This window comes from Corynebacterium sp. sy039 (assembly GCF_007904105.1).
Classification (GTDB): Bacteria; Actinomycetota; Actinomycetes; order Mycobacteriales; family Mycobacteriaceae; genus Corynebacterium.
Genome location: NZ_CP042325.1, coordinates 1,026,779 through 1,039,205 on the forward strand (window position 1 = coordinate 1,026,779; position 12,427 = coordinate 1,039,205).

General features: G+C 45.6%; 12 protein-coding genes. All 12 read left to right on the plus strand.

What is annotated here, in order from left to right; translation table 11 throughout:
* Positions 1–8: 8 nt before the first annotated feature.
* The 12 genes from infC (at position 9) to FQV43_RS04705 (ending at position 12,385) form a co-directional block, all read left to right on the plus strand.
* Positions 9–530 (plus strand): translation initiation factor IF-3, encoded by a 522-nt coding sequence (infC, locus tag FQV43_RS04650; protein ID WP_144274899.1) that lies wholly within the window; start codon positions 9–11, stop codon positions 528–530.
* 33 nt (positions 531–563) lie between these two features.
* A complete protein-coding gene (gene rpmI / locus FQV43_RS04655) occupies positions 564–758 on the plus strand; it encodes a 50S ribosomal protein L35 (RefSeq protein ID WP_144274900.1) in 195 nt (64 codons plus the stop codon).
* A 70-nt stretch (positions 759–828) separates the two neighbouring features.
* Positions 829–1,212 (plus strand): 50S ribosomal protein L20, encoded by a 384-nt coding sequence (gene rplT, locus FQV43_RS04660; RefSeq protein WP_144274902.1) that lies wholly within the window; start codon positions 829–831, stop codon positions 1,210–1,212.
* A gap of 165 nt (positions 1,213–1,377) precedes the next feature.
* On the plus strand, positions 1,378–2,199 hold the full coding sequence (locus tag FQV43_RS04665) for an RNA methyltransferase (RefSeq protein WP_144274904.1): 822 nt from the start codon (positions 1,378–1,380) through the stop codon (positions 2,197–2,199).
* Between the two features lie 98 nt (positions 2,200–2,297).
* On the plus strand, positions 2,298–3,353 hold the full coding sequence (pheS, locus tag FQV43_RS04670) for a phenylalanine--tRNA ligase subunit alpha (protein ID WP_146339171.1): 1,056 nt from the start codon (positions 2,298–2,300) through the stop codon (positions 3,351–3,353).
* Positions 3,354–3,437: 84 nt separating this feature from the next.
* Positions 3,438–5,963, plus strand: a complete 2,526-nt coding sequence (pheT, locus tag FQV43_RS04675) for a phenylalanine--tRNA ligase subunit beta (protein ID WP_146339173.1) — start codon at positions 3,438–3,440, stop codon at positions 5,961–5,963.
* A gap of 71 nt (positions 5,964–6,034) precedes the next feature.
* A complete protein-coding gene (argC, locus tag FQV43_RS04680) occupies positions 6,035–7,096 on the plus strand; it encodes an N-acetyl-gamma-glutamyl-phosphate reductase (RefSeq protein ID WP_144274910.1) in 1,062 nt (353 codons plus the stop codon).
* A 25-nt stretch (positions 7,097–7,121) separates the two neighbouring features.
* Positions 7,122–8,300, plus strand: a complete 1,179-nt coding sequence (gene argJ / locus FQV43_RS04685; RefSeq protein WP_146339175.1) for a bifunctional glutamate N-acetyltransferase/amino-acid acetyltransferase ArgJ — start codon at positions 7,122–7,124, stop codon at positions 8,298–8,300.
* Positions 8,301–8,384: 84 nt separating this feature from the next.
* On the plus strand, positions 8,385–9,326 hold the full coding sequence (gene argB / locus FQV43_RS04690) for an acetylglutamate kinase (protein WP_146339177.1): 942 nt from the start codon (positions 8,385–8,387) through the stop codon (positions 9,324–9,326).
* A gap of 52 nt (positions 9,327–9,378) precedes the next feature.
* The gene (locus FQV43_RS04695) at positions 9,379–10,620 is read left to right on the plus strand and encodes an acetylornithine transaminase (RefSeq protein ID WP_146339179.1); all 1,242 of its coding nucleotides are present in this window, start codon (positions 9,379–9,381) and stop codon (positions 10,618–10,620) included.
* A gap of 49 nt (positions 10,621–10,669) precedes the next feature.
* Positions 10,670–11,635 (plus strand): ornithine carbamoyltransferase, encoded by a 966-nt coding sequence (gene argF / locus FQV43_RS04700; protein ID WP_146339181.1) that lies wholly within the window; start codon positions 10,670–10,672, stop codon positions 11,633–11,635.
* A gap of 225 nt (positions 11,636–11,860) precedes the next feature.
* On the plus strand, positions 11,861–12,385 hold the full coding sequence (locus FQV43_RS04705; protein WP_144274920.1) for an arginine repressor: 525 nt from the start codon (positions 11,861–11,863) through the stop codon (positions 12,383–12,385).
* Positions 12,386–12,427 lie beyond the last annotated feature (42 nt).

Here is a 12,427-nt window from a genome sequence, read left to right on the forward strand (position 1 = left end):
GAGTCCCCATTAGCGCTGAAGCTCGCATTAATGAGCGTATCCGAGTACCTGAGGTGCGTCTTGTTGGTCCTAACGGAGAACAGGTTGGCATTGTGCGCATCGATGATGCTCGTAAGCTCGCTTATGATGCAGACCTAGACTTAGTTGAGGTTGCACCTAATGCTAAGCCACCGGTTTGCAAGATCATGGACTACGGTAAGTTCAAGTACGAACAAGCGCAAAAAGCGCGTGAGGCTCGTAAGAACCAACAACAAACCGTGGTGAAAGAACAAAAGTTCCGTCCTAAAATTGACGACCATGATTACGAGACAAAAAAGAACAATGTCGTTCGATTCCTGGAAAAAGGATCGAAAGTCAAAGTGACCATTATGTTCCGCGGTCGTGAGCAATCTCGTCCTGAACTTGGTTTGCGCTTGTTGGAGCGACTTGCTGAAGACGTTGCAGAAGTTGGGATTGTTGAGGCAAGGCCAAAGCAAGATGGTCGCAATATGACCATGGTTTTGGGGCCAGCTCGTAAGAGCAAAAAGTAACATACCTAGAGAAGAAGTCAAAGGATATATTCCATGAAGCAGAAAACCCATAAGGGCACCGCTAAGCGAATTAAGACCACTGGCTCCGGCAAATTGCGTCGTGAGCAAACTAACCGTCGCCACCTCCTCGAAGGTAAGCCATCAACTCGTACTCGTCGTCTGAAGGGTACTGAGGATGTAGCAAAGGCTGACACTAAGCGTGTTAAACGTCTCCTGGGCAAGGCTTAATTTTCGTTAATTTTCTTCCCAATTTTTATCCAAGAATTACCAACCATTTCATCAGTTAGGAAGTATCACAGTGGCACGTGTAAAGCGCTCAGTGAATGCTAAGAAGAAGCGTCGCGTAATCCTCAAATCAGCTAAGGGATACCGTGGTCAGCGTTCTCGCCTCTACCGTAAGGCTAAAGAACAGTGGCTACATTCCATGACTTACTCTTACCGCGATCGTCGTGCGCGTAAGTCAGAGTTCCGCAAATTGTGGATTACCCGTATCAATGCTGCAGCTCGTATGAATGACATCACGTATAATCGTCTTATTCAGGGGCTACGTCTTGCAGAAGTAGAGGTAGACCGCAAGATTCTAGCTGAGCTAGCTGTTAATGATTTTGCTGCTTTCTCTGCAATTTGCGAAACCGCAAAGGCTGCATTGCCAGAGGATGTAAACGCACCTAAAGCTGCGTAACAGTATCTAGTATTAAAACTCCGTTTATTCTAAAGTCGAGAAGGCTTGAAAATAAACGGAGTTTTCTATTTTCTCGCTTTGTGAGTGCTAGAATTAGGCGTTTAGATTTCAATTATAGCCATAGTGATTCGTCCAAAGTATTATGCGCCATGTTCTAGGATTTTTATGTTGATAGATTTCAGCCAACCTTTTACTGAAAAAACACCACGCATTGTTCATGCAGCTAAGCTGCATCGATCTGCTACACGTCGTAAGCTGAAGCAATTTATTGTCGAGGGGGAGAATTCAGTTGATGCTGCCGTCGCTACTGCTGCAGCAACAGATATCTTTGTTACACAACAAGCTGCGCAACGTTTTAGCGAAATTATAGAGACAGCAGGACATTTGGGGATTTATGTTCATCCTATATCTGAGAAAGCAGCTAAATACTTAGCTGATACAACTGCACCAACGGGTATTTTTGCTGTGTGCAAAACGGTGTTGTGGTCTAGTCGAAAGGCACTAGGGCATACGCCAAGGATAGTAAGTATTCCGGTGGAAACAAATGATCCAGGAAATGCTGGAACACTGGTGCGTATCTCAGATGCAATGGGGGCGGATTCAGTTATTTTTGCTGGAAATTGTGTTGATCCTCAAGCCTCCAAAGTGGTTCGCTCATCTGCAGGTTCTTTTTTCCATATACCTGTGGCCAAGAATCCTGATGTTGCGGAAGTGCTAGAACAAGTCAGAGCAAAAAATATGCAGATAATAGCTACGTCGGCTACCGGTGAAGTTAGCCTGGATGAGGCAGATGAATTGTTGGCACAGCCGACGGCATGGCTTTTCGGAAATGAAGCACATGGTCTGCACCCAGAGTTACTTGCACAAGCAGATTATCGAGTTCGCATTCCTATTCGCGGCCGTGCCGAATCGCTTAATCTTGCTACCGCTGCCGCTATTTGTGTTTATGAAACTGCAAAAGTCCAGGCATCTCAGCGTCGAGTCTGATTGTGTAGGTAAGTGTATATAAGATAGACAATGTCTTTGTGCACGCTAGAATAGCTAAAGATCGAAAGAATAAAGTAAAGACAAGAAAGAGTCATTAAGTGTCTGATATTGCTGATAACTCACCCATTGAACTAACTGAGGAAAGCCTGAATGCTGCTGCAGATAGCGCAATAGCAGCATTTGAGGAAGCTCGTAATTTAGAAGAGTTATTAGAGGCTCGCAAAGCACATCTTGGTGATCATGCACCTATTCCTTCTGCACGTAAAGCATTGGGAAGCATTGAGAAGGAATTGCGTAAAGAAGCGGGTCGTATCGTAAATATCGCTCGCGGTAAAATTGAGAAAAAATATGCCGAAACAAAAATAATTTTAGAGCAAAAGCGCAATGCAGAAGTGCTTAAAGCAGAGCGTGTTGATGTTACTGAGCCGACTACCCGACGCAGTGTTGGTGCACTTCATCCGATTACCACGTTGAGTGAAAATATCGCTGATATTTTCCTTGCTATGGGCTACGAAGTTGCTGAAGGGCCGGAAGTAGAGGCAGAATACTTTAATTTCGATTCCTTGAATTTTATTCCGGATCATCCAGCACGTACTTTGCAAGATACTTTCCATGTATCAGAGCCTGGCTCCAAGCAAGTATTGCGTACGCATACGTCACCGGTACAGATGCGCACTATGCTTTCTCGTCAATTACCTATCTATGTTGTATGTCCTGGTCGTGTTTTCCGTACTGATGAATTAGATGCTACGCATACTCCTGTGTTCCATCAGATAGAAGGGCTGGCTGTAGATAAGGGGCTTACTCTAGCGCATTTGCGTGGTACTTTGGATCACTTGGCGAAAAGCCTTTTTGGTGAGAAAACGAAAACTCGTATGCGCACTAATTATTTCCCTTTCACAGAGCCATCTGCAGAAGTTGACGTGTGGTTTGAGAATAAAAAGGGCGGAGCTGGCTGGATTGAGTGGGGTGGTTGCGGCATGGTGAACCCAAATGTATTGCGTGCAGCTGGTATTGACCCCGAAATATATTCTGGTTTTGCTTTTGGTATGGGATTGGAACGTACTTTGCAATTCCGCAATGGACTCAACGATATGCGTGACATGGTCGAGGGCGATATTCGTTTCACACAGCCTTTTGGTATTCGGGCCTAAAAGTGTACTGATTCTTGATAGCTTGCCGACGCATAGCTAGACGAAAAGCAAACTAACATTTCTGATATTTAAGGAGAAAATATCGTGCTTATCACGCAAAAATGGGTAACCAAATTATTGAACCAAGCCAATTCTGGTTGGTCAGTTAGCTCTGCAGAACTAGATAAAGGTTACGTGCGTGTTGGTTTTGAGACGGAAGGCTATACATCGATTCCAGAAACCACAGGTCCATTAGTTCTAGGTCGTGTCGAGCAGATCGAAGAACTTACTGGTTTCAAGAAACCCATTAGATTTTGTCAAGTAAATGTTGCTGATGCTAATGGCACTGGTGATTTACAACCTATTGTGTGCGGGGCACGCAATTTTCAAGAAGGAGATTTGGTTGTTGTTGCTTTGCCAGGCACGGTACTACCTGGCAATTTCGAGATTAGTGCTCGGAAAACTTATGATCATATTTCTGCTGGAATGATTTGTTCTGCAGCAGAATTAGGTTTAGCCGATAAACAGAATTCGGGAATTATTGTTTTAGATGATTCTTATGGCGTACCAGGGGATAGTGCATATGAAATCCTTGGTCTTGATGACACTATTTTCGATGTGAATATCACTCCAGATCGTGGCTATGCGTTATCTGCTCGTGGCTTGACTAGAGAACTAGCGTCTGCTTTCAACCTCGCTTATACTGATCCAGCTTACGACGCAGCTACCGCAGGTATTGATCTATCTGTAGTACCAGCTGTGCAAGGGGAGTTGCTTGCTATATCAGTATCGGAAGCAACTAAGGCACGTCGATTTGGTTTGCGCAAAGTTAGTGGTATCGATCCAAATGCACAGTCTCCTTTTTGGTTGCAGCGTGAACTTATGTTGAGTGGCCAGCGACCAATTAATGCAGCAACTGATGTGACAAACTACATCATGTTGTTGCTGGGGCAGCCGATGCATGCTTTCGACGCCGATAAAATTGTTGGTGGGCTAGAGATCAGAACTGCTCGCGAAGGTGAGAAATTTGAGACTCTCGACCATGTTGAACGCACGTTAAATAGCGAAGACGTTGTAATTTGCGATGAGCAAGGTATTCAATCTCTCGCTGGTGTTATGGGCGGATTATTGTCTGAGATTTCCGAAAATACCACCAATGTGTACTTTGAGGCTGCTACGTGGGATCAGATTACTACGGCACGCACTTCTCGTCGGCATAAGTTAAGCTCGGAGGCATCTAGGCGCTTTGAGCGTGGGGTAGATCCAGCATTAGTAGAAATTGCTCTCGATTATGCTTGTGCTTTATTAGTTGATATTGCTGGTGGCACAGTCGACAGCGCTCGTAGTATTTACGGAACAGCAGAATCACGCCCAAGTATTTCTATGGAGATAACGCGACCTGGCACTGTTGCTGGTGTGGATTATCGCCCAGAGACAGTGATCCAGCGCCTTGAAGAAATTGCTTGCGATGTTCGTCGCGACGCTCAAAACGGTGAATTACTTGAGGTAACGCCACCAACATGGCGCCTTGATCTTAATGAAAAAGCGGATCTTGTGGAGGAAGTGTTACGCCTTGAAGGATTAGAGGATATTCCGTCACTTATGCCGCAAGCACCAGTTGGTCGTGGATTAAGTCCTGCTCAAAAGCGTAAACGAGCTATAGGGCACAGTCTTGCGTATAACGGTTATGTGGAGGTCATTCCTACGCCTTTTATTCGTAACGATATTTTTGATATTTGGGAGTTAGCGGCTGATGATCCACGTCGTAAGGTCGTGAAGGTACAAAATCCACTAGATACAGATTATTCTGTGCTGGGTACTACGCTGTTGCCGTCTTTGTGTGAGACTGTAGGTCGCAATATCGCTCGTGGTCACAGTGATGTCAGCATTTTTGGTATGCAGCAGGTGGCTTTTGCACATAAAGAGTCTTCTCCGATGCCTAGTGTGCAGCATCGCCCAAGCGAGGCAGAATTAGCGCAGGTATTGGAATCCCTACCAATTCAGCCGCTGCATGTGGCTACTATTGCTACTGGAAAAATTGATGCTGAGGGTGTGTGGGGAGCTGGTCGTGACTACACATATGCAGATGCTATTGAATCAGCACGTATTGTGGCTCGTGCGGCAGGAGTCGAGCTTGAGGTTGCCAATACTGATGAAAATGGTTATTTACCTTGGCATCCTGGTCGCTGTGCCCAATTATTGGTTGCTGGTGAAGTTGTTGGTTATGCAGGTGAATTGCATCCACAGGTGCTTGATCGTTTAGGACTGCCTGCGCGTGTATGCGCTATGGAGATGAATGTGAGTGCTATGCCGCTGCGCGAGCCTATGCCAGCGCCTGTGCTTTCTGCTTTCCCGACGCTTAACCAAGATCTTGCTTTGGTTGTTGATGAGGAGGTTCCTGCGGAACAAGTTCGTCGTACGATTCATGAAGCAGCTGGGGATCTTCTGGAGAAGGTGGAACTTTTTGATGTGTATCGTTCAGAACGTTTGGGAGCAGAAAAGAAATCTTTGGCTTTCTCCTTAACTTTCCGTGCTCCGGATCGGACACTAACCGATGACGAATGCTCGGAGCGTAGAATGGCTGCGGTTGAATTAGCAGCACAGCGTTTTGGGGCTGAAATGCGTGCGTGATATGTAACCAACACATATTGCATATTATTCATTCATTTGCATAAAAGTGTGTGGTGTGGCATACTTCCTGCATGAGCATAAAAATTGCAGTCGCAGGCGCTAGCGGATATGCAGGCGGAGAGATTCTTCGCCTGCTTTTGTCTCATCCTGCCTATTTATCAGGGCAACTAGAGATTGGCGCCTTGACAGCAGCAACGAATGCTGGGATACCGCTTGTTCAAGCGCAACCACAGCTTTCCCAACTTGCAGATCGTGTGCTTGAAGAAACAACTTCAGAGATACTCAACGAGCATGATGTTGTTTTTCTAGGGTTGCCACATGGACACTCTGCAGCAATTGCACAAGAACTTGATTCTCATGTGCTCATCATTGATTGTGCAGCTGATTTTCGACTTAAAGACGCAGCGGCATGGAAAAAATACTATGGCAGCGAACATTCTGGTAGCTGGCCCTATGGCATCCCAGAAATGCCTGGTATGCGTGAAAAATTACAGGGTGCTCGTCGAATAGCGGTGCCAGGTTGTTTTCCCACGGGAGCAACTTTAGCTCTATTACCAGCAGTAACAGCTGGATTGATTGAACCAGAAGTATCTATTGTCTCAGTGACTGGGGTTTCAGGTGCCGGGAAAAAAGCCTCTGTTGCTTTACTGGGCGCAGAAACCATGGGCTCAGTAAAAGCGTATAACATCGCTGGAACACATCGACACACTCCAGAGATTATGCAAAATCTTTATGAGCTAAGCGGAATTGAGCATAGAGTATCTTTCACTCCAGTATTGGCGCCACTTACCCGAGGCATTCTCAGCACTGCCACGGCACCGGTGAAGCTGCTTGATGGAGAGCATATTTCTGACTGCAGTGCCCGAGTTCGCGCTGTATATGAGCAGATTTATGCTAATGAACCATGCGTGCAATTGCTACCGGAAGGGCAGCAGCCGCAAACTCAGTCAGTTCTCGGATCGAATCTATGCCAGGTGCAAGTGGCGGTCAATGAACAAGCCCATACCCTTTTCGTTACGAGCGCTATTGATAACCTCACTAAGGGCACAGCTGGTGCTGCGGTGCAGTGCATGAATATCGCTCTTGGCTGGGAAGAAACCCAAGGATTGCCGCTGGTAGGCGTCGCACCATAACATAAGAGAAAGTAAGGCGAGAACAGTGACTTTTTTAGAGCATAGTGCCCATACTGGAATAACTACTCCCCAAGGATTCCGTGCAGCTGGTATATCTGCTGGTATCAAAGAATCTGGAAACAAAGATATGGCGTTAGTGGTTAATGCTGGTCCTGAGTTTCATGCAGCAGGTGTGTTTACCCGCAATCGTATTGTGGCTGCACCAGTAAAAATAACAAAAAAAGTGCTTGCCGACGCCCAGCTCAAGGCAATTATCTATAACTCAGGGAACGCCAATGCCTGTACTGGAAAGCAAGGCGACGAAGATGCCACGGGTATTGTGGAGGAAGTAGCAAAACAACTGGCAATGGATACCACTGATGTTGCTATTTGTTCTACAGGACTCATTGGTGAGCCATTGCCAATGCCTAAACTACTGCACGGCGTTGCTGAGTTGGTTCCTCGTCTTGATCGCAACGGGCATGATGCTGCGGAAGCAATAATGACCACAGATACAGTTGCGAAAGAAGCTGTTATTGATATGGGACAGTGGACTATTGCTGCAATGGGTAAGGGAGTAGGTATGATGGCTCCGTCTTTGGCAACGATGCTGGTGTGTATTACCACAGACGCTCATGTGGAAAAAGACTTTTTGCAGCAATGCTTAGCAAAAGCATGCGATAAAACATTCAATACCATTGATATTGATGGTTCCACCTCTACAAATGACACTGTATTAGTTATGGCTAATGGTGCTTCAGGCGTTAGTCCGTCGGACGCGGAGTTTGAGCAGGCATTAGAAAAAGTATGTGCGAATATAGCTGATCAACTACAAGCTGATGCAGAGGGAGTAACAAAGCGTGTGAGGATTACTGTGACTGGTGCACGTGATGACCAGCAAGCACTTAATGCTGCACGTACTCTTGGTCGGGATAACTTATTTAAGTGTGCAATGTTTGGTTCAGATCCCAATTGGGGTCGTGTACTAGCAGCAATTGGTATGGCAGATGCTGAAATGGATCCAGATAATATCTCAGTTTTCTTCAATGATCACGCAGTGTGTTTATCTTCATGTGGTACCGCTGATGCAAGAACCGTCGATCTCAGTGGTAGCGATATTGCAGTTCGAGTTGATCTAGGCACTGGTGGCAGCGGGCAAGCTTTTGTACGTACGACAGATCTTTCTCATGCGTATGTTGAAATCAATTCAGCTTATTCAACTTAATGCTGTTGCGTTAATTGCTTTTACAGGTCACCGACACTGGCTTTAATTTCTTTTGAGCAACGTGTTCCAAAGAAAGGACACATTATGACAGATTCAGTAGCCTCAGCATCACATTCACTCAGTGCAGCGCAAAGAGCAACGGTTCTTGCCGAGGCTTTGCCGTGGTTGCAGCACTATCGCGATAAAATTGTCGTCGTTAAGTATGGCGGAAACGCTATGGTTGATGAACGCCTTAAGGCTGCTTTTGCTGCAGACATGGTATTGCTGCGTACCATTGGGGCGAAACCAGTAGTTGTGCATGGTGGTGGACCACAGATTTCTGCCATGCTCGATAAACTTGGGCTTGTTGGTGAGTTTAAGGGTGGGTTTCGAGTTACAACGCCAGAGGTAATGGATGTAGTTCGCATGGTGCTGTTTGGACAAGTGGGCAGAGACTTAGTCGGACTCATTAACTCTCATGGACCCTACGCAGTGGGAACATCTGGTGAGGATGCTGGACTTTTTCGAGCCCATAAGCGCTTAGTCGAGGTTGATGGAGAACCAACGGACATTGGTTTAGTGGGCAATATCACGCACGTGGATGCCAGTAGCTTAATGGATATCATCGAAGCGGGACGTATCCCTGTTGTCTCTACCATTGCGCCTGGCGACGATGGGCAAGTGTATAACATCAATGCGGATACTGCAGCAGGTGCCCTTGCTAGTGCTATAGGCGCTGAACGCTTAGTCATTCTTACCAATGTTGAAGGGTTATATACTGACTGGCCCGATAAGAGTTCTTTGGTATCGCAAATATCGGTGAGCGAGCTTGCTGCCATTTTGCCTACACTGGATTCTGGCATGATCCCGAAAATGGAATCGTGCTTATCAGCAGTCAGTGCGGGGGTTTCGGCGGCACACGTTATTGATGGGAGAACAGAGCACGCTGTAGTTCTTGAGTTACTTACTACTGGAGGAATCGGCACAATGGTCTTGCCTGATGAGTATCAAGATAAACTCCATGCCACCACTATTTTCCGCTCGTAATGTAGCTCGTAATTTAGTCGCATAACGGATAAAACCTCAAAGGAATATGAAAATGAATCAACACATTACACATGAGGCTATTGCTCAGAATTCTTATTCACAAGCATGGACAGATAGCTTGATGAATACCTATGGAACTCCGGAGCTAGAACTTGTTGGTGGTTCGGGTGTCATGGTGCGCGATAGTCAAGGTCGTGAGCATATAGACCTGCTTGCTGGAATTGCAGTTAATGCTTTAGGACACGCACATCCTGGGATTATTGAAGCAGTTAATACGCAATTGGGAACTCTAGGTCATGTTTCTAATCTTTTCATTTCAGCTCCAGTGGTGCAGGCAGCACAAAAAATTATTGAACGTTTCGCATCGGAAAATGAAAAGATTATGCAAGAAACTCGGGTTTTCTTTTGTAATTCTGGTGCAGAGGCCAATGAAGCAGCCCTAAAAATAGCTAGACTCACTGGAAAGAAAAGAGTTCTTGCTGCTCATCATGGTTTCCATGGAAGGACTCTTGGTTCATTAGCCCTTACCGGGCAACCAACAAAACGTGCTCCTTTTGAGCCTTTGGCTGGTGGGGTGGAGTTCTATCCTTATGGCGATAGTGAATACTTACGAAAGTTGGTTGAGCTTAATCCTGCGGATACTGCCGCCATTATTTTGGAGCCTATTCAAGGAGAAACCGGTGTTATTCCTGCTCCTCACGGTTTTCTAACACAAGTGCGGCAGCTATGCGACGAGCACAATATCTTATTCATCGTTGATGAGGTGCAGACAGGCGTCGGCAGAACTGGCGATTTTTTTGCGTTCCAACATGAATATGTGACCCCTGACGTCGTTACCTTGGCTAAAGGCTTAGGCGGTGGGTTACCTATTGGTGCGACTATTGCTACTGGTGCGGCGGCTAGTTTGCTTACTCCGGGAAGTCATGGAACAACTTTTGGTGGTAATCCAGTGGTGTGTGCAGCTGCGAATGTAGTTCTGGACGTAGTAGATCAAGATTTTTGCGCTGAAGTTGCTGCCAAAGGGCAGCGATTCATCGATGGGCTGTCTGCTTTAGCAGGCGTTGCGCATGTGCGTGGACGTGGACTTATGCTTGGTGTTGTGCTTGATAATACTGTGCTGGAAAAAGCAACTGCGCAGCAATTGGTGGCAAAAGCTACTCAGTATGGGTTGATACTTAACGCTCCTCGTGCAGATGTTATTCGGATTACTCCGCCATTAATCATCAGTACGGCAGAGATTGATGATGCTTTAGAACGTTTTGCGGCTTTATTAGCAGATGTTCATGCAGCATGAAAATATAGAAAAATATGGATGTGTAGTTTTAGAACAGGAAAGTAACAAAATGGAACAACAAGTAAGTACACAAGTACGCCATTTCTTAGCTGACGATGATCTTAGTCCAGCAGAGCAAGCACAAGTTATTGAACTTGCTTTGGAATTAAAAAAGAATCCTTATGTGAAGAAAACTTTTGCGGGACCACAATCAGTAGCGGTGCTTTTTGATAAAAGTTCGACTCGTACTCGTTTTTCTTTCGGCGCGGCAATCGCAGAATTGGGTGGCAATGCAATCATGGTCGAACCTGGTTCCACTCAATTGACAAAAGGCGAGACAGCACAAGATACTGGTGCGATTTTGTCTGGCTATACTTCTGCGATTGTGTGGCGTACCTATGCTCACCAAAACTTAGTTGATATGGCAGAAGCTGCAACTGTTCCAGTCATTAATGGGCTTTCCGATGATTTGCACCCTTGTCAGATTCTTGCTGACTTAGTGACCTGCGTGGAAAAGCTCTGTCCTGAGCAAGGTGTTGCAGGATTAAAAAATAAGCGGGCGGTCTATCTTGGCGATGGCAATAATAATATGGCTAATTCTTATTTAATTGGTTTTGCGACGGCAGGTATGGATATCACAGTCATTGCACCGGCTGGTTTCCAACCCCAGCAGTCTTTTGTCGATAGAGCACGGCAGCGCGCTGAACTTACTGGTGCTCATGTGCTAGTCACTGATGATGTAGCCCATGTGCGTGATGCAGATGTTGTGATTACCGACACGTGGGTTTCAATGGGAATGGAAAATGATGGCATTGATCGTCGTACGCCTTTTTTGCCTTATCAAGTCAATGATGAACTTATGGCTCAAGCGGGTGAGAATGCCATTTTTATGCATTGTCTACCGGCTTATCGAGGTAGTGAAGTAACTGCTAGTGTCATTGATGGTCCACAATCGGTGGTGATTCAAGAAGCGCATAATCGATTGCATGCACAAAAGGCCTTAATGGTATGGTTGATTGAGAATCAGCCACAATAATATGTGCATTCTCTGCGCATGGTTCTGCTGTGTGTTTTAGACATCGTACCCATGTAAAGGGTGATGTGTGTTCCCCGAAAGCAAGTTGTATTTATTCCATTTCTTTAATAATATGAATACTTATCGGCTTGATGACATTCGCTTAACCGAGGTCTTATGCCAGATATTTCCATATTATGCATGGCTTTATGTCAAATGATTGCTACAAATTGAGGATACTAATTAATGGCTATGGGGCAGATGACACGCACAATGCGTCAAGCATTGATTGTGGATCTTTTGGAGACGCAGCAGGTGACAAGTCAGAAACAATTATCTGACTTGTTAAAAGAAAAGGGTGCAGAGATTACCCAGGGAACACTATCGCGTGATCTTGACGAGCTTGGTGCTCGAAAAGTACGTCCTGATAATGGTGCTTCGTTTTATGTTGTAGGTGAATTAGAAAATCCTCAAGTAAATGCGGGGAGTGGTACCTGGGAACGATTGCGGAAAATGCTTGAAGATCTTTTGGTTTCCACGGACTATTCTGCGAATATGGCAGTTTTGCGTACTCCACCGGGAGCTGCTCAGTTTTTAGCTAGTTTTATTGATCGAGTTGGCATGGAAGAAGTAGTGGGAACAATCGCAGGTGATGATACTGTGTTTGTTTTGGCACGTGATCCTATGACCGGCAAAGAGCTCAGTGAAATCATTAGTCAGCGAAAGTACCGGATGCCTGATACAGAGTCGGTCGACGCAAAGAAGCAATAGAGTTCATTAAATAAGTGCTAATTAAGTATTAATTTATTAATT